Source organism: Caballeronia sp. LZ033, assembly GCF_031451265.1.
Classification (GTDB): domain Bacteria; phylum Pseudomonadota; class Gammaproteobacteria; order Burkholderiales; family Burkholderiaceae; genus Caballeronia.
On record NZ_JARUXQ010000004.1, the window covers coordinates 130322 to 148137 of the forward strand.

Genomic DNA, 17816 nt, shown 5'->3' on the forward strand with positions numbered 1-17816 from the left:
GGGTGCGTGGCCCGGCGGCATCATCGAACGAGGACAGGAACCTATGTGGGTGGTGAAGATCGGGGGAAGCCTCAGTCACGACCCGGCGCTGCGCGAATGGCTGACGCGGCTATGGGAAGTGGGCGGCGGGCGCGTCGTGATCGTGCCGGGCGGCGGCGATTTTGCGGACGCGGTGCGGCAATATCAGAGCGAATGGCAGTTCGACGATCTCGCCGCCCACAACATGAGCCTGCTGGCGATGGCGCAGTACGCGATCCTGATGCAGGGCGTCGTGCCTGAACTCGTGCTGGCGTCGAACGAAAACCGCATCCGGCGCGCGCTGCGCGATGGACGCGTGGCCGTCTGGGTGCCCACCGACCTGATGCGCACGACGCCCGACAAGATGACCAACTGGGACGTGACGTCCGACAGTCTCGCCGCGTGGCTCTCCACTTCGCTGAACGCGGAGCGCCTGATGATCGTCAAGTCGTGCGAGGTGGAGGCGAACGCATCGCTGGAGGCGCTCGCCGCCGATGGCATCGTGGACCGGCGCTTTCCCGCTTATGTGCGCGATGCGAATTATGTGGTCGAGATTATGGGAAAAGATGATCTCGCCGTCATGCGCGACCGCTTGCTGAACGTGACGGTGTAAGTAGCGGACGCCGAAACGTTGTCAAACGGAAGCGGCCACGGTTTCGCCGTGCAGCGCGCGCGCCCAGCGCTCGACCCTGCGCGGATCGAGCTTGCCGGACCGTCCGTCGCGCTCGTCGCACAGCGCGCCGCGAAAGCCCGCGATATCCGGCGCAAGCAGGCGAATGGTGTGCAGGTCGCGCCAGCCGAGCGAACCCGCCACGGCGCTCATCGTGCCGCGCGCACGGGCATCGGCGATACAGGCGGCAAGCGTCTGCACATCGACGCAATCGAACAGCGTGCGGCCATTCTTGCCCGCCGTGTCGAAGACGATGCCGACAAACCCGAGCTGCGCCGCGAGCGCCGCCAGTGCGCGATCCACCCCTTCATCCGACAGCAGCACCGGCACCACCGCCGCCGGCAGGCTCGCGAGATGCCGCAGGCAGCGCTCCGCGCCCGCGCCAGGGGAGATGCCCACCTTCACGTAATCGACGCCCGCCGCCGCGACCTCGAGCACGCGTCCGGTGATGTCGTCGAGCGCGTGATTGGGCCAGTCGCCGATGGTCGCGCTGATCGGCCGCACCGGATACCGCGCCCGCAACGCAATGACGATCCGCGCGATATCGCCCGTCGCGACGCCGCCCAGCGCGCCCGCATGCGGTTCCTTCAGGTCGATCAGTTCGGCGCCGGCCTGCGCGGCATCGAAGGCTTCATCCGCCGAGCGGACGCTCGCGAGCAATGCGGTCATCGTTTGAACACTCCAGTGGGAAGACAGATCAGTCCGGCGTCTTCGCGCGATGCGCATCGACGGCGAGCAACAGCCAGTGCCATGCTTCGCGCTCGGCGTCGCCAGCCGTCTTGTCGATGGCAATGCGCAGATACGCAAGCTCGCTGTTCACCTTGTCGGCCGGCAGCATGAACAGCCGGCTCACCAGTATCGCGCCCTCGACGACCGCAGCCTGTGCACGATTGAAGCCCGGAAACGGTGCATGCGTCACGCGATGCACGCACGCCATGCGCAGCGTTGGACGCGTGTCGTCGTCATCGATCGCGGCGAGGCGCAACTCGGTATGGGCAAGCGTCGTCGCGAGCCGTACGCTCGGCACCGTGTCCGCGGGCACTGTCGGCCAGTCGCGCTTGCGGCCCGTCACGCAGCCGGCAAACACGCGCACGTCGTTCGTCAGGTTGAGCACCGCGCTCTGCGTCGCGATGACGTTGTCGAGCGTAGTGGAAGGACGAAACGGCGCGAGGATCGCAAAGCCTTCTTCGAAGCGCACGCCCATCGGCGCAATGTGGGGCCGGCCATCGCGGTCTGCGGTCGTGACGACGGTTTCGTAAATCATGACGGGCGGCGCGGAGAGTCGGGACCGCACGAAGGAACCGCATCGCTTCGACGCGGCCTCGTGCGGATGCTTCCACCTTTAGCGGGTGGCGATGTACATCGTAATTTCAAAGCCAAAACGCATATCGGTGAAGCTGGGCGTAGTCCATTGCATGAGCGTTCCTCCAGTTGGGTGAGTGAATGCCTCGGATACCGCTTCAATGAAGTGCCAGTGCGGACGAATCCGCCCGACGGCCGGGAGGTGGCCGGCTTTGGCACGTTGCAAGCGTCATGCCAGTGAGTCGACGCGGGCGCACGGTCGATCCATTCGGCGAACGCGCACATCGACTGTGACAGAACCAGAACAAAGTGTTCCATCGCCCGTTCAGGAGCGCATCAGGGCTAACACCCAATAAGGCATCGCTTAAGGTCCTGCAAGCAAATCGTGAATTCCTTTCGCTGCGGCCAATGCTTACTCTGCATTCACAGCAGGGCAGTCATCAGGCGCACGTCCCTCTCATCTCACTGTCGAGGAAACGGAATGAACGACTTCAGCAAGGCCGCCGTCGAGGCGGCGCGCAATCCGTCCGATCCGCGCTCGCGCTATGCGGCCGGCGTCATGAAGTATCGCGAGATGGGCTACTGGCAGCCCGACTACATGCCGAAGGACACCGACGTGATCGCGCTGTTCCGCATCACACCGCAAGCGGGCGTCGAACCGGAGGAAGCGGCGGCGGCGGTGGCGGGGGAATCGTCGACGGCGACCTGGACCGTCGTCTGGACCGACCGCCTCACCGCGTGCGACATGTACCGCGCCAAGGCCTATCGCGTCGAACCCGTGCCCAGCATGCGCGCCGATGAACCGCAGTACTTCGCGTACATCGCCTATGACCTCGATCTGTTCGAGGAAGGCTCGGTGGCGAACCTGACCGCATCGATCATCGGCAACGTGTTCGGCTTCAAGCCCCTCAAGGCGCTGCGTCTCGAAGACATGCGCATCCCGGTGGCGTATCTGAAGACCTTCCAGGGTCCGCCGACAGGCATCGTCGTGGAGCGCGAACGGCTCGACAAGTATGGCCGCCCGCTGCTCGGCGCGACCGTCAAGCCGAAGCTCGGGCTGTCGGGCAAGAACTATGGCCGCGTCGTCTATGAAGGGCTGAAGGGCGGTCTCGATTTTCTGAAGGACGACGAGAACATCAATTCACAGGCATTCATGCACTGGCGCGACCGCTACCTGTTCGCGATGGAAGCCGTGAACCGCGCGCAGGCCGAAACCGGCGAGATGAAAGGCCACTATCTGAACGTGACAGCGGGCACGATGGAAGACATGTACGAGCGCGCCGAATTCGCGAAGGAACTGGGCTCGTGCATCGTGATGATCGATCTCGTGATCGGCTGGACTGCCATCCAGTCGATGTCGAAGTGGGCGCGCCGCAACGACATGATCCTGCATCTGCATCGCGCCGGACATGGCACCTACACGCGGCAGCGCAATCACGGCATCTCGTTCCGCGTGATCGCGAAATGGCTGCGCATGGCAGGCGTGGATCACGCGCATGCGGGCACGGCGGTCGGCAAGCTCGAAGGCGATCCCTTGTCCGTGCAGGGCTACTACAACGTGTGCCGCGATGCGCGCAACGAGCCGGACCTCGCGCGCGGCGTGTTCTTCGACCAGCCCTGGGCAGGCTTGCGCAAGGTGATGCCGGTGGCGTCGGGCGGCATTCACGCCGGACAAATGCATCAACTGCTCGACCTGTTCGGTGACGACTGCATCCTGCAGTTCGGCGGCGGCACGATCGGGCATCCGCAGGGCATCCAGGCCGGCGCGACGGCAAACCGCGTCGCGCTCGAAGCGATGGTCAAGGCCCGCAACGAAGGACGCGACATCGCTCACGAAGGGCCGGACATTCTCGAAGCCGCCGCGCGGTCCTGCACGCCGCTTCAGCAGGCGCTCGATACCTGGCGCGACGTGACCTTCAACTATGCATCGACGGATACGCCGGACTTCGCCGTGACGGCGACCGCCGCGGCCTGAGCCTGCCCACACGCATGGAGGAACCGACATGAAGATCACACAAGGCACGTTTTCATTCCTGCCGCCGCTGACCGACGAGGAGATCGTCGCGCAAATCGGCTATGCGCTGGATCAGGGCTGGGCCTGCTCGGTGGAGTACACCGACGATCCGCATCCGCGCAACACCTACTGGGAAATGTGGGGCCTGCCGATGTTCGACCTGCACGATGCCGCCGGCGTGATGATGGAAGTGAACGAATGCCGCAAGACGTATCCGCGTCACTACATCAAGGTGAATGCGTTCGATTCGGTGCGCGGCTTCGAGACGATGCGGCTTTCGTTCATGGTGAACCGTCCGGAGGAGGAACATGGCTTCCGCCTCGAACGTCAGGACGACAGGAGCCGCGTGCAGCGCTACGCGCTCCGCACCTACGCCACCGACCGCCCCGCCGGCGAACGTTACTGATGAGGAGGCGAGAATGAGCGCCGAAGCCACGCTCGACGAAACCCAGGCGACGCATGCCGACCTGATGGCGTTGTACCGCGAGTCGCGCATCGGCGAGGTGCTGGCGGAACTGGACCGCGACCTGATCGGGCTGGCGCCGGTCAAGACGCGCATCCGCGAGATCGCCGCGCACCTGCTGGTGGAACGCGCGCGCGCGACGCTCGGCATCGCGTCGGGTGCGCCCACGCTGCACATGTGCTTCTCCGGCAATCCCGGTACCGGCAAGACCACGGTTGCGCTGCGCATGGCGCAGGTGCTGCACCGGCTCGGCTATATCCGGCGCAATCATCTCGTGTCGGTGACGCGCGACGATCTGGTCGGCCAGTACATCGGGCATACCGCACCCAAAACGCGCGAAGTGCTCAAGCGTGCGATGGGCGGCGTGCTGTTCATCGACGAGGCCTACTACCTGTACCGGCCGGAGAACGAACGCGACTACGGGCAGGAGGCCATTGAGATCCTGCTCCAGACGATGGAAAACCAGCGCGACGACCTCGTCGTGATTCTCGCCGGATACGAAGCGCGCATGGAAACCTTCTTTCACAGCAATCCTGGTTTCCGATCGCGTATCGCGCATCACCTCGTGTTCCCCGACTACGCGCCGGGCGAGTTGCTGCAGATCGCGGAGCACATGCTCGCCGACATGCACTACCGCTTCGACGACGACGCGCGCCGCGCCTTCGACGACTATCTCGCGCGCCGCATCCGCCAGCCAAACTTCGCCAATGCGCGATCGGTGCGCAATGCACTGGATCGCGCGCGGCTGCGCCAGGCGAACCGTCTGTTCGCGGCGGCCGAGCGGGGCGCGTGCCACGCCGATGCCAGCGCGTTGATGCAGCTCGACGCCAGCGACATTCGCGCGAGCCGCGTGTTCGCTGATTTGTGACCTTCATGGAGACTGCGCGATGCTCGATGGACGCACCACCTTATCGAAGTTCCTGATCGACACGTTGGATCGCCGGCCGGGTCCGGACGCGGCGAGCGGTCTGTCGGCGCTGCTGATCGATGTCGCGGCCTCGATCAAGACCATCGCTGCGGCGCTGACACGCGGCGCCTTGGGCGGGCAGCACGGCTCGGCGCAGTCGGTCAACACGCACGGCGAGGAACAGAAGAAGCTCGACCTCGCGACCAACGAGATCTTCCTCCAGCATTGCGAATGGGATGGCCTGCTGGCCGGCATGGTGTCCGAGGAAATGGACGAGGTGTACGCCATTCCGGAGACTTATCCGCGCGGCGACTATCTGCTGGCGTTCGATCCGCTCGATGGCTCGTCGAACATCGACATCAACGGCGTGGTCGGTTCCATCTTCTCGGTGCTGCGGCGCGAAGGCGAAGGTGAGCGCGACGCGCGCGCCGCCGCCGACGCAGCCGCGTTCATGCGCCCGGGCCGCGAGCAGGTTGCGGCGGGCTATGCGATCTACGGACCATCGACGATGCTGGTGCTGTCCGTAGGCAACGGCACGCACGGCTTCACGCTGGAACGCGACGTCGGCAACTTCGTGCTCACGCATTCCGACATCCGCATTCCGGAAGACTCGTGCGAGTTCGCGATCAACGCGTCGAACGAGCGCTTCTGGGAGCCGCCCGTGCGCCGCTACGTGCAGGAATGCAAGGACGGCCGCACCGGCTGCCGCGCGCAGGACTTCAACATGCGCTGGATTGCATCGATGGTCGCGGAAGTGCATCGCATCCTGATGCGCGGCGGCGTGTTCATGTATCCGCGCGACTTCAGGACGCCCGAGATGGAAGGCCGCCTGCGGCTGCTTTACGAGGCCAGCCCGATGAGCTTCCTGGTCGAGCAGGCGGGCGGCCTGTCGATCACGGGACGCGAGCGCATTCTCGACGTTCAGCCCGGCGCGTTGCATCAGCGCGTGCCGGTGATTCTGGGGTCGCGTCACGAAGTGGAGCGGATCCAGCGGTATCACGGCGAATACGATCGCGGCGAGGACAAGCCGTTCACCTCGCCGCTGTTCAACGAACGCTCGCTGTTCCTGCCGGAGACGGAAGCCTGAAGCAGCGCCCGATACGACATCAACAGCCAGGGAGGCAGCGCATGTCAGTCAAGCATCCGATCGTCGCGGTGACGGGCTCGAGCGGCGCCGGCACGACCACCGTCATGAAGAGTTTCACGCACATCTTCCGCCGCGAGAAAATCAACGCGCAGATTGTGGAGGGTGATGCATTTCATCGCTATGACCGTCTTGGCATGCGCGAGGCCATGAAGCAGAGCGAGCGCGACGGGCAACTCAACTTCAGCCACTTCGGGCCGGAAGCGAATCTGCTGCGGGAACTCGAAAGCCTGTTCGAAACCTACGGCAAGAGCGGCGGCGGCCAGTTCCGCCATTACGTGCACGACGAGGCCGAGGCCACGCGCTTCAAGCAGGATGCGGGCACGTTCACGCCCTGGGAAGACGTCGCGCCCGATACCGACCTGATGTTCTACGAAGGCCTGCACGGCGCGGCCGTCACCGACGAAGTGGACATCGCGCGTCATGCGGATCTGCTGGTCGGCGTGGTGCCGATCATCAATCTCGAATGGATCCAGAAGCTGCATCGCGACCAGACAATGCGCGGCTATTCGCACGAAGCCGTGGTCGATACCATCCTGCGCCGCATGCCCGATTACGTGAACTACATCTGCCCGCAGTTCTCGCACACGCATGTGAACTTCCAGCGCGTGCCGACCGTGGACACATCGAATCCGTTCACCGCGCGCGAGATTCCGCAGCCCGACGAGAGCTTTGTCGTGATCCGCTTCGCGAAGCCGCGCGGCATCGACTTTCCTTATCTGCTGACCATGCTGCACGACTCGTTCATGTCGCGGCCGAATGTGATCGTCGTGCCGGGCGGCAAGATGGGACTCGCGATGCAGCTGATCTTCACGCCGATGATCCTGCAGTTGCGCGACCGTCGCGCGCGCGCCTGAGCAGCCCGTTTTCCCATTGCATCAAGGAGGCATCCATGAATGCCGTTGCTGAAGCTTTGCCTGTTCGCCAGCGCTCGCCCGAGATCCGCCAGATGGCCAACGCGCTGCGCATGCTCGCCGTCGATGCGGTACAGCAGGCGAACTCGGGTCATCCCGGCATGCCGATGGGCATGGCCGAGATCGCGGTCGCGCTGTGGACGCGTCATCTGAAACACAATCCGCTGGACCCTGACTGGCCCGACCGCGACCGCTTCGTGCTCTCGAACGGACATGGCTCGATGCTGCTCTACGGCCTGCTGCATCTGAGCGGCTATGACGTGTCAATCGATGACATCCGGCGCTTCCGGCAACTGGGCAGCAAGACGCCCGGTCACCCGGAAACGGGCGTGACGCCCGGTGTGGAAACGACGACCGGGCCGCTCGGGCAGGGGCTGGCGAATGCGGTCGGCATGGCGCTCGCCGAAACCTTGCTCGCGCGCGAGTTCAACCGGCCGGGGCATGAGATCGTCGATCATCGTACGTATGTGTTCGTCGGCGATGGCTGCCTGATGGAAGGCGTGTCGCACGAGGCGGCGTCGCTGGCGGGCACGCTGCGGCTCGCGAAGCTCACCGTGCTGTACGACGACAACGGCATTTCCATCGACGGTAATGTGGAAGGCTGGTTCGCCGACGACACGCCGAAGCGCTTCGAGGCGTATGGCTGGAACGTCGTGAGGGGATTGAACGGGCACGATGCCGATGCGGTCGCGCAGGCGTTGCAGGACGCGCGCGAGTCGGACCGGCCGACGCTGATCTGCTGCAAGACCGTGATCGGCCAGGGCGCGCCGACGATGGCGGGCACGCATGAGGTACATGGCGCGCCGCTTGGCGCTGAAGAGGCCGAAGCCACGCGCCGCGCGCTGGGCTGGGCGCATGGGCCGTTCGAGATTCCGTCGCCGGTGCGCGCGCTGTGGGACGCACGCGAGGCGGGCGCGGCGGCGCAGGACGACTGGAAGCGGCGCTTCGAGGCTTATCGCCGGGCGTTTCCGGACGAAGCCGCTGAGTTCGAGCGGCGGGCGCGCGGCGCGCTGCCCGCGAACTGGCGCGATACGGCGCATGCGCTGGTGCGCAAGGCGGACCGCGCGCGCCAGACCGTGGCGACCCGCAAGGCATCGCAACTGGCCATCGACGGTCTGGCGTGCGCCTTGCCGGAGCTGCTCGGCGGCTCGGCCGACCTGACCGGCTCGAATCTCACGCGCTGGAAGGGCGCGGTCGACATGACGCCGGCGTCCGGCCAGGCCAACTACATTCACTTCGGCGTGCGCGAGTTCGGCATGAGCGCGATGTTGAACGGCGTGGCGTTGCATCGCGGCTATCTGCCATTCGGCGGCACGTTCCTGACGTTTTCGGATTACTCACGCAATGCGCTGCGCATGGCGGCGTTGATGAAGACGCGCACGGTGTTCGTCTTCACGCACGATTCGATCGGGCTTGGCGAGGATGGTCCGACCCATCAGCCGGTGGAGCATGCGGCGACGCTGCGCATGATTCCGGGACTCGACGTGTGGCGTCCGTGCGATACCGTCGAGACGATGCAGGCGTGGATCAGCGCAATCGAGCGCGACCGGCCGTCGTGCCTGCTGCTGTCGCGGCAAAACCTGCCGTTCGTGCCGCGCGACGAGGCGCAGATAGACGGCATCGAACGCGGCGGCTACGTGCTGGCCGACTGGCCGGCGACGAGTGAGCGCGATGCGCGTCGCGTCGTGCTCATCGCGACCGGTTCTGAAGTGACGCTGGCGCTGGAGGCGGTGGAGCCGCTCAGGAATGAGGGCGTTCTTGCGCGCGTCGTGTCGATGCCGTCGACCACCGTCTTCGACCGCCAGTGCAACGCGTGGCGCGAGCGCGTGTTGCCGGAAGGCGTGCCGCGCGTCGCGATCGAGGCCGGGGTGACCGCATTCTGGCGGCAGTACGTGGGATTGCACGGCGGTGTGGTCGGCATCGACCGGTTCGGGGAATCCGCGCCGGCAAACGAACTGTTCGCGCACTTTGGCGTGACCACGGAGGCGCTCGTCGAGGAAGCGCGCCGCGTGGCGGCCTGACGCGTCATCAGCACGATCATCGAGAGGGAGTTCGACATGGCCTTCATTGCATTGAGACAGTTGCTGGATCACGCTGCCGAGCACGACTACGGCGTGCCCGCGTTCAACGTCAACAACATGGAGCAGGTGCAGGCGATCATGGCCGCGGCCGACGCAACCGGAAGCCCGGTGATCCTGCAGGCGTCAGCGGGGGCGCGCAAATATGCGGGCGAGCCGTATCTGCGGCATCTGGTGCTCGCGGCCGTCGAAGCGCATCCGGACATTCCGGTGGTGCTGCATCAGGATCATGGCGCGAGTCCCTCGGTGTGCCAGCAGGCGATCCGTTCCGGCTTCACGTCGGTGATGATGGACGGTTCGCTGATGCCGGACCAGAAGACGCCGGCGGAGTATGACTATAACGTCGAGGTGAGCCGGCGCGTCGTGGAAGCCGCGCATTCGGTGGGCGTCTCGGTGGAGGGCGAGCTCGGCTGTCTCGGCTCGCTGGAGACGGGGCTCGCGGGCGAAGAGGATGGCGTGGGCGCGGAAGGCGCGTTGAGCCGCGATCGTCTGCTGACCGACCCGGATGAGGCGCGCGCATTCGTCGAGGCAACCGGCATCGATGCACTGGCGATAGCCATCGGCACCTCGCACGGCGCGTACAAGTTCAGCCGGCAGCCCACCGGCGACATACTCGCGATTGACCGTATCGCTGAGATTCATGCGCGCATTCCCGATACGCATCTCGTGATGCATGGTTCGTCATCGGTGCCGCAGGAATGGCTGGCGATCATTCGCGAGCACGGCGGCGAGATGCCCGCGACCTTCGGCGTGCCGGTCGAGGAAATTCGGCGCGGCATTGCGAATGGCGTGCGCAAGGTGAACATCGACACCGATATCCGGCTCGCGATGACCGGCGCCATGCGTCGGGCGATGGCGGCGGCGAAGTCGGAGTTCGATCCGAGGCATGCGCTGAAAGCCGCGACGGCGGCGGCGCGGGATTTGTGCATCGAACGCTTCGAGGCGTTCGGGTGCGCCGGGCATGGGCAAAGGATCAGGCCTGTTGGGCTGGAGGTCATGGCGAGGAAGTATCACTGAAGCCGAAGCGAGGTCATTCGACGATTTACCGGCTGCCGTCCGGCGGGGAGGGCTTCGTTGAGGTAGCTGGCGAGTTCGGTGTCTGCGGTCAGGAAATCAAGTTCTTCGATGATGGCCTGCGCCAACAGCACGCGGTCAAACGGATCGCGATGAACGAGGCGCAGGTAACGCACGGCGCGCGCATGCACGAGTCGCACCGGCAGCACGATGAACGGATGCTGCTCGAGCACGTCGATGGCGCGTTCAGCATCCGGTTCCAGTTTGCCTCGCGCGGCCTTGATGGACATCTCCCAGATGCTGCCGTGCTGACGTAGACCTGTTGCACTTCTTCTATCGCCTGGCGAAAGCGCGCGGATAGACGGCGGTCACGCGACACACGCCAGATATAGATGTGAGTGTCAAGCAGCACGCGCATCATCGACTCTTGGCTGGTCCGGTTCGTCCGGAAAGATGGGGCCGTAAAACGATTCGATGATGTCGTCGGGCACTGGTTTCACCAATTCGTCTTCCAGCACCTCCTTGTCGACGTCCATGATGATGATTGACCCGCCCGCCTCGTTGCCGTGTTTGTCCACGATATTGCCGACGTTGCGTACTTTGAGGAGCAACGCTGGACGTTCGCCGCCAATAGCGACGTCCTTTCCCTGAGCAACCATATCAAGGATGCGTGGCAGATCATTTTGTGCTTCTTCGACGCTGAAAATGTACATGAATGCTCCGGATGACTGATGGAAATCCCATGCTATCCGACCGCCTTCAACCCGCCAATACACCATTCGGCCAACCGATATCAAATAGGAGCTATCTCAATGCCCACCGCATCCCCGGCTATCGATCCCGGCACACAGGCAGCAGCTTTCACGTTGCCGGCAACCGACGGCAGCAACCATACGCTCGATTCGCTCAAAGGCGCGAACGGCCTCGTGATCGTCTTCATGTGCAACCACTGCCCCTACGTCAAAGCCGTGCTGCCGAAGCTGATACGCGACGCGCACGAACTGCAATCGCACGGCGTGAACCTCGCGGGTATCAATTCGAACGATGCCAGCGTCTACACCGACGACGCCTTCGAGCGCATGATCGCGTTGACGCACGAATGGCGGCTGCCGTTTCCCTATCTGCACGATGAAACCCAGCAGGTCGCGCGCGACTATGGCGCGGTGTGTACGCCGGAAGCGTTCGGCTTCGACCGCGAACTCAGGTTGAGATATCGCGGACGCATCGATGCGTCGCGCAAGGAAGCATTGCCGCTGGCACGGCGCGACCTCTTCGAGGCCATGCTCGCCGTCGCGCACGATGCCGAACCTGACGACCCGCAATATCCCGCGCTGGGTTGCTCGATCAAATGGAAACGCTAGCCTTTGCGTCGCGTGCTTCCCGGCGCATGCCACGCGCTTAGATCCTCTTCCAGCCGGTCCACTTCGCATCCCCAGTCGAGCGGCTGGTCCTGATCGAAACGCTTGCCCAGTTGCCACGCAATCTCCGCGCGCGCCAGTTGCACGCCGAGATAGAACGCATGGCCGCCGTCGCTTTCCACCTTGAGTTCGGGAAAGAGCGCGAACGGATCGACGCCCACATGATGACCGTCGCGGTTATAGACATGAATGCCCTGCGACGACACCTGCACGCGAAAATTCGGATCGCGCACGGTGGCGGCGATCACGTCGATCTCGCCGGCGTCGTACGGAAACGGCCGCTTCGCATGCAGCGCTGAGAGGTCGCTGGAAATGCCTTTGGGCAAGGTCTGCGTTTCGCGTGCGGCATGCATCACGCGGCGCGCGACGTCGGCTTCGCGCACGGCACGCCGCGCATGCAGGCTCACCGAGGTCGTCAGCACGGCTGCAACGCGCAGCTCCGCCGCCATGCCGAACAGCACTGCATTGATGCCGCTCGTGTCCGCTTCGGTCAGCTCGGTGACATTGCCGACGCCCATCATGATTGGCACATCGGGATAGCGCTCGCGCAAGGCCACATAGCGCGCGATGGACGCCGCCAGGCCAAAGGGAATCGGGTCGAGAATCGGATCGGCGAGAAAGGCGCGGCCGCGTTTCGTCATGGCATCGATGGCGCGGTCCAGCGAAGCGACATCCGCAGGCTCGCGCGGCACCAGAACCGGCGTGGACGCAATCTCGTCGGCAATCCACGCCGTATCGACGTTCAGACTCATCACATAGTCCGCGCCCGCACGTCCGCCGCGCAGGAGTTCGTCTTCGCGCATCGAATCGACGCTGACACGGAAGCCCTGCTGCTTCAGCATCGCAACCGTCTCTTCGAGATGCGGAAACGGCGTCTCGGGCAGGCAGCCGATGTCGATCACATCCGCGCCCTGCCGCCGGTATTCGTGCGCGCGGGCCGCGATGCCGTCGAGGCCGAGGCGCGGCGCATCGACGATTTCCGCGAAGATCTCGGTCTCGTAGCGGGACAGGTCCACGTGCCGCGCCTCGCGTCCGAAGAACTGCGGCAGATCCTTGACCTCTTCCGGCCCGCGTTCCACCTTCACGCCATAGTGGGCGGCGAGGGCGTCGAGATCGCCGCGGCACCGGCCCGGCACGATCATGCGCTTCGTCCCTTCGGTCAACGGCACGGCGACGCGTCGTCGAATCATGTCGGCGGTCATCAGCCCCGCGACCTGCAGCCCGATCTCCCGCACTTCCCAGGTGAAAGGCGTGCGCTGCGCCGCCGGGGCGATGCTTTCGAGCACCTGCTGAAGGCTGAGTTGCGCGAGCCGGCCGGTCAGGAAGACGATGTGTTCCATGCAAGCTTCAGGGCCGACAGGCGTTGATCGAGCGCGGCTTCGAGTTCGTCGAGCGAGCGCGGCACGGTGGTATGCGCAAAACGCGCGAGCCGCTCGACATTCTCGAACTCGATCGCGCGCGGCCGCACTTCGACCCATTCCTTCGGCGCCTGGGTGATGACGGAAGCCTCGGTGTCGCAGGCAAACACGATGCCCGGCACGCATTGCTTGCCGGCCTGCGCGTAGAGGTTGGTGGGCAGCGTGTCGGAGATGCCGAACGCGCATTTGGCGACCGTGTTGCTGGTCGCGGGCGCGATCACCACCGTGTGATAGTCGCCGTTATAGAGCATCCCGACGGGCACGCTGCTCGCGCTGTTGTCGCGGAACACCTTGAAGCGTTCGCGCAGCTTCGCGATGGGCCAGCCATACAGCGGCAACACTTCCTCTCCCGCCGACGACAGGAACAGATCGACGCCCGGCAGGCGCAGCGCGAGCGCGATCGATTCTTCGATCATGTGACCGGAACCGGTCACGCACCACGCGAAGCGCGCGTCGGGCTTGAACTCGTCGAGCCGGCGGGCGGGCGTGGGTGGCGTCATGCGTCGGCGGCGGCGTTGTCGGCGGGCGAATCGTGCGAAAGGCGAATATGCAGCCGATGCATCTTCCGATACAGCGTGTTGCGGCTGATGCCGAGCACCTTCGCGACATTGCTCACGTTCCAGCGGTGCTCGTCGAGCAGTTGCAGCACGGTCTCGCGCTCCTTCGCCTGGATCGCATTGAGCGACGAGACATCCGCGTCCTCCGCAAGATGCGCGGGCGGAGCGCTCGCCGCTGGAACTGGAGTACGCACGGAGACGGCCGGGCTCGCGCCATTGGCGATCTCGGCGGGCAAATGCGCGCACAGGATCTCGGGACCGTCGCACAAGGCGATCGCCATTTGCAGCACATGGCGCAACTGGCGAATGTTGCCGGGCCAGGGGTATTTCAGCAGCGCGTGGCGCGCTTCCGCCGAGAGCCTGGGCGGATCGTCGGATTCGGTGTCGAGAATGTGGCCGATCAACGCGAGCGCATCGGCGCGTTCGCGCAGCGGCGGCAGATTGATCTCGATGCCGTTCAACCGGTAATACAGATCCTCGCGGAACAGGCCGTTCTGCACCAGTTCGATCAGGTTGCGATGGCTCGCGCTGATCAGCTGGAAATCCACCTTGACCGTGGTCTCCGCGCCGAGCGGCGTGACTTCGTGTTCTTCGAGCACCCGCAGCAGACGGGCTTGCAGCGCGAGCGGCATGTCGCCGATCTCGTCGAGGAACAGCGTGCCGCCGTTCGCCTGCACGATCTTGCCGCGGCGCCCCTCGCGTTGCGCGCCGGTGAAGGCGCCCGCGCGATAGCCGAACAACTCGCTCTCGATCAGGTTCTCCGGCAACGACGCGCAGTTCACCGCGACGAACGGACCCGTGCCGTTCGGACTGATGCTGTGCAGTGCATTGGCGAACACTTCCTTGCCGGTGCCGGTCTGGCCGCGCAGGATGATCGGGATCTTGCGCTGGATCACGCGCGCCGCGAGCTGGATCTGCGAGGCCATGCGCGGATCGCCGAATTCCAGGTGCGAGAGCTTGTCGAGCCGGCCCGCGACCGTCGGCTCGCGGCCGGCGTCCTTCTTCGGCGGACGGGCGCGCGCGGGCGTCGCGGCGGGCTCGCTTATCAGGATGCGGGTGCTTCCCGCGGCGCCGTCGCGCGGCGTCTGCGCCGTCAAGAAAAAGCGCGTGTTGGTCTTCGCGCTGTACACCGTCACCGGATGGAACGAGCCGCGAATGCTGCGCGCGATCATGTCCTCCAGCGTCGCGTTGAACGCTTCCTCGATGCGCTTGCCGCACAGTTCGCCGGGCGACCGCAGATCGAGCTGGAATAGCGCGCTGCGGCTCGCCGCGAGCACGACGCCGTCGCCGCTCACGGCGAGCTTGCCCGCGTGCAGCGTGCCGACGAATTCCGGCCGGCTATGAAAGTGGATCAGGTTGGCGTGCTGGTAACGGGCATCGATCAGACGATTCTCGATCATCTGCCGCGACATGCCCACCAGCACCAGCGAATGCTGTTGCAGCAGCTTGGAGCGACTGGTCACGTCGAGCACGCCGGCGATCTCGCCGCGTTCGTCGAAGATCGGCGCGGCGGAGCAGGTGAGCGACGTATAGCGCGGATAGAAATGTTCGTGCTGGCACACGGCGATGCAATCGCGTTCGATCAAACACGTGCCCATGCCGTTGGTGCCGGCTTCGCGCTCGCTCCACAGGGCGCCGACGCGCAGTCCGTCGGCCGCGACGGCCTCGCCGAACGGCACCGACGAGACCTGATGCACGATGACGCCATCGGCATCGACGAGCACGACGGCCAGTTCCGGATCGGCGAGCTGCTGATACAGCGTGGTCATTTCGAGCTTCGACGACGCGATCAGGTCGCTTGCGGCTTCGCGGCGGTCATTGAGCTCGTGCTGCGTGAGCACGGGCGGCATGACGAAGCGGCCGGGATCGAGCTGGAACTCGGTGAGGCAGCGCAGCCACGACTGCGCGACGGAATCGCTGGCGCGGCGGGCGGCCAGCGGGTTATGGACGATGTTCAGTACTTCCCGGACATGCGTGTCTACGTCAGCAAGCGACGACATGGGGGCAAGTCTCCGTTACGCCGGTTTCGGTGCGTGCCATGCACGCGGTCCGCCCGGCGCCGAATCTGTTGTGTACTCGGCTGGCGCTGCGGCGCTCTCAATTGCGCTGATTCGTTCTTGCTCTGCTTCTTGTGCTTTGGCATTCCGCACGCAGACGCGCCTCGTGGCCGGGCTGGAGAGCGTGATGGCTGCTGTCATGTCGCTGGTTTTGCGGCTATTCGGCAAGCCGTCCCGCCCGGTTCGCAAAAACTTTACCTCCGATGACGTATTGATTCAATAAGTAGTCGCATCGAAGGGGATAAACGCGCCCGCTTTTTGCTTTCACGTTACCTGTACTTCCGGCGGTGGGCGCCGGAAGCGCTCGATACAAGCGCGTGCGCGGCGAGGACTCCATGGGACGAAGCGAACCGATCAGCGATCCGAATTTCGTGGCGCCGCATGCTTCGGGCGAAGCGCGCGACGTGATGGATATCGTCTACATCGAAGGATTGACGGGGCAGACGGTGATCGGCATCGATTCGAGCGAGCTGCACGAGCCGCAGACGGTGCGCATGAATCTCGCCATCGGCGTGCCTTGCGTACGGGCCTGCCAGACGGACCGCATCGAGGATACGGTGAACTATGCGGCGGTGCGCGAGGCGATCCACGGCCTGCTCGCCTCGCATGGCGTGCAGTTGCTGGAAGCGCTGGCGGAACGCATCGCGCAGATGGTCATCCGGGATTTCGGGGCGCACTGGGTGCGCATATCGCTCGCCAAGCCGGCCAAGTTCGACGATGTCGACGCCGTGGGCGTCGTAATCGAACGCAGGCGCCCGGCCGGCGCGGCGGTGTCGCTGGCGTGGATCGGACGGGGCTACGTGCCGCAATGACGCGAGAGGCTCTTACTTCGCCGCGGCCGCCTGCTTGCCGATGCCGCACGCCTTGAACGCGTCCTTCTGGAGATCGCGGAATTTCCTGGTCTGTGCCTTGGCGCGGTCCACGCGGAATTCGGCGCCGCCTTCGCCGCCCAAGGTGGCGTACTTCGAGAAGGTGGACTGCTCGACGAAGTCGTCGTAGGTGAGCACCTTGGCGATCCTGTCGATGGCGCACGAACACTTGTACACGTTGACGAAGTCGTGGCCGTTGTCATCCATGCAGCCGAGCACGTATTCCACGCGCCCTTCCGTCGGATAGTTGTGACTCTTCACGGGCGCCGCCGCCGCGTCGCCGCCTGAGGCGCTTGCGGCGAATGACAGCGGTGAGATCAGCGAGAGGCAGGCGAACACCGTCAGCGCGCAGCAACGTGGGGTCATGCGAAGAGCCTCGTAGTCGTCGTGATGGGGCTTCGGCCGGTGCGCGCCGGAGCGCTGCCCGCACCAGCCGAAGATTGGATCAGCTCGGCGAGAACGGATGCGACATCGTTCCCTTCTTCGATACTACCTCCTTCGCCGACGGCTCGCCCGCCACCGCGCGCGCAAGCGCTTCCTTGGTCGCCTGATAGTTGAAGTCGTGGATCTTCTGGTCGTTGTCGGCTTCCCAGTGGATGAAGACGCCGACGCAGATGAACAGGTCGTCGGCTTCGTCGGCGGGAATCACGCCGCCTTCCACGCTGTCGGCGACTGCCATGGCCACCGCGCGCTGCGCCGGGCCGAACATCTGCACGGCCTGCTTCGCACCCTTGATCGTCACCTTGTTGAAGAGAATCGTGTTCGGCTTGGTCAGCAGATTCGGCGCGACCACGGCGAGCAGCGACGTGAAGCCATCCTTGTTGTTCGTGAGCGCGTGGCAGAACGCGGTCTCGGCAGCGGAGCCTCGCGGTCCGATGATCAAGTCGATGTGTGCGACCTCGTTGCCATCGCCGACGAGCGATTCGCCTACCATGACGCGGTTGATTTTGGCCATGCTGTTCCTCCAGTGAGT

At 64.9% G+C, this 17816-nt stretch carries 20 protein-coding genes; 10 read left to right on the top strand and 10 right to left on the bottom strand.

The features are described from left to right. The first annotated feature begins 43 nt into the window (after positions 1-43). Positions 44-631 carry an aspartate kinase gene (locus QCE62_RS27980; RefSeq protein WP_309925571.1) on the top strand — a complete coding sequence of 196 codons (588 nt, stop codon included), beginning with the start codon at positions 44-46 and terminating at the stop codon, positions 629-631. Between the two features lie 21 nt (positions 632-652). On the opposite strand, the gene QCE62_RS27985 is transcribed toward QCE62_RS27980, so the two are convergent. The 3 genes from QCE62_RS27985 to pqqA form a co-directional block, all read right to left on the bottom strand. Beyond that, positions 653-1357 (bottom strand): (5-formylfuran-3-yl)methyl phosphate synthase, encoded by a 705-nt coding sequence (locus QCE62_RS27985; RefSeq protein WP_309925572.1) that lies wholly within the window; start codon positions 1355-1357, stop codon positions 653-655. A gap of 28 nt (positions 1358-1385) precedes the next feature. Beyond that, positions 1386-1952 (bottom strand): DUF447 domain-containing protein, encoded by a 567-nt coding sequence (locus tag QCE62_RS27990; RefSeq protein WP_309925573.1) that lies wholly within the window; start codon positions 1950-1952, stop codon positions 1386-1388. 78 nt (positions 1953-2030) lie between these two features. Next, positions 2031-2105, bottom strand: coding sequence for a pyrroloquinoline quinone precursor peptide PqqA (pqqA, locus tag QCE62_RS27995; RefSeq protein ID WP_008354335.1), 75 nt, complete (start codon positions 2103-2105; stop codon positions 2031-2033). Between the two features lie 366 nt (positions 2106-2471). On the opposite strand from pqqA, the gene QCE62_RS28000 reads away from it, so the two are divergent. From QCE62_RS28000 to fba, 7 genes are read left to right on the top strand one after another with little or no spacing between them, the layout of a single operon-like run. Beyond that, positions 2472-3965 (top strand): form I ribulose bisphosphate carboxylase large subunit, encoded by a 1494-nt coding sequence (locus QCE62_RS28000; protein WP_309925574.1) that lies wholly within the window; start codon positions 2472-2474, stop codon positions 3963-3965. A 28-nt stretch (positions 3966-3993) separates the two neighbouring features. Further along, complete coding sequence (locus tag QCE62_RS28005; RefSeq protein WP_309925575.1) at positions 3994-4410, top strand: ribulose bisphosphate carboxylase small subunit; 417 nt, start codon at positions 3994-3996, stop codon at positions 4408-4410. A 13-nt stretch (positions 4411-4423) separates the two neighbouring features. Further along, positions 4424-5335, top strand: a complete 912-nt coding sequence (gene cbbX, locus QCE62_RS28010; RefSeq protein WP_309925576.1) for a CbbX protein — start codon at positions 4424-4426, stop codon at positions 5333-5335. 19 nt (positions 5336-5354) lie between these two features. Then, positions 5355-6461, top strand: coding sequence for a class 1 fructose-bisphosphatase (locus tag QCE62_RS28015; protein WP_309925579.1), 1107 nt, complete (start codon positions 5355-5357; stop codon positions 6459-6461). A 41-nt stretch (positions 6462-6502) separates the two neighbouring features. Beyond that, entirely contained in the window at positions 6503-7375 is an 873-nt protein-coding gene (locus tag QCE62_RS28020) for a phosphoribulokinase (RefSeq protein WP_309925580.1), read from the top strand. Between the two features lie 35 nt (positions 7376-7410). Continuing rightward, positions 7411-9453 carry a transketolase gene (gene tkt / locus QCE62_RS28025; protein ID WP_309925582.1) on the top strand — a complete coding sequence of 681 codons (2043 nt, stop codon included), beginning with the start codon at positions 7411-7413 and terminating at the stop codon, positions 9451-9453. Between the two features lie 36 nt (positions 9454-9489). Further along, positions 9490-10527 carry a class II fructose-bisphosphate aldolase gene (gene fba / locus QCE62_RS28030; RefSeq protein ID WP_309925584.1) on the top strand — a complete coding sequence of 346 codons (1038 nt, stop codon included), beginning with the start codon at positions 9490-9492 and terminating at the stop codon, positions 10525-10527. Here the strand turns inward: fba and QCE62_RS28035 are convergent. Together QCE62_RS28035 and QCE62_RS28040 are read right to left on the bottom strand one after the other, a co-directional pair. Further along, positions 10521-10814, bottom strand: coding sequence for a hypothetical protein (locus tag QCE62_RS28035; protein ID WP_309925585.1), 294 nt, complete (start codon positions 10812-10814; stop codon positions 10521-10523). The genes fba and QCE62_RS28035 overlap by 7 nt on opposite strands. 111 nt (positions 10815-10925) lie before the next feature. After that, positions 10926-11237, bottom strand: a complete 312-nt coding sequence (locus QCE62_RS28040; protein WP_309925587.1) for a hypothetical protein — start codon at positions 11235-11237, stop codon at positions 10926-10928. Between the two features lie 99 nt (positions 11238-11336). Here QCE62_RS28040 and QCE62_RS28045 point away from each other — a divergent pair, with 99 nt between their 5' ends. Then, positions 11337-11885 (top strand): thioredoxin family protein, encoded by a 549-nt coding sequence (locus QCE62_RS28045; protein ID WP_309925588.1) that lies wholly within the window; start codon positions 11337-11339, stop codon positions 11883-11885. On the opposite strand, the gene QCE62_RS28050 is transcribed toward QCE62_RS28045, so the two are convergent. The 3 genes from QCE62_RS28050 to QCE62_RS28060 are packed head-to-tail and all read right to left on the bottom strand — an operon-like array spanning position 11882 to position 15917. Beyond that, a complete protein-coding gene (locus QCE62_RS28050) occupies positions 11882-13282 on the bottom strand; it encodes a DUF6513 domain-containing protein (RefSeq protein WP_309925590.1) in 1401 nt (466 codons plus the stop codon). The genes QCE62_RS28045 and QCE62_RS28050 overlap by 4 nt on opposite strands. Continuing rightward, a complete protein-coding gene (locus QCE62_RS28055; protein ID WP_309819242.1) occupies positions 13261-13860 on the bottom strand; it encodes a flavoprotein in 600 nt (199 codons plus the stop codon). Before QCE62_RS28055 ends, QCE62_RS28050 begins: the two co-directional genes overlap by 22 nt. Beyond that, positions 13857-15917, bottom strand: a complete 2061-nt coding sequence (locus tag QCE62_RS28060) for a sigma-54-dependent Fis family transcriptional regulator (protein ID WP_309925592.1) — start codon at positions 15915-15917, stop codon at positions 13857-13859. The genes QCE62_RS28055 and QCE62_RS28060 overlap by 4 nt, the downstream gene beginning before the upstream one ends. 392 nt (positions 15918-16309) lie before the next feature. Between QCE62_RS28060 and QCE62_RS28065 the strand changes: the two genes are divergently transcribed. Continuing rightward, positions 16310-16786: a dihydroneopterin aldolase gene (locus QCE62_RS28065; protein ID WP_309925594.1), complete on the top strand. Its 477-nt coding sequence runs from the start codon at positions 16310-16312 to the stop codon at positions 16784-16786. A gap of 12 nt (positions 16787-16798) precedes the next feature. Here the strand turns inward: QCE62_RS28065 and QCE62_RS28070 are convergent, their stop codons facing one another. Further along, positions 16799-17209, bottom strand: a complete 411-nt coding sequence (locus tag QCE62_RS28070; RefSeq protein WP_309925595.1) for a hypothetical protein — start codon at positions 17207-17209, stop codon at positions 16799-16801. Between the two features lie 79 nt (positions 17210-17288). Next, the gene (gene fae, locus QCE62_RS28075; protein WP_309925597.1) at positions 17289-17798 is read right to left on the bottom strand and encodes a formaldehyde-activating enzyme; all 510 of its coding nucleotides are present in this window, start codon (positions 17796-17798) and stop codon (positions 17289-17291) included. Between the last annotated feature and the right edge of the window lie 18 nt (positions 17799-17816).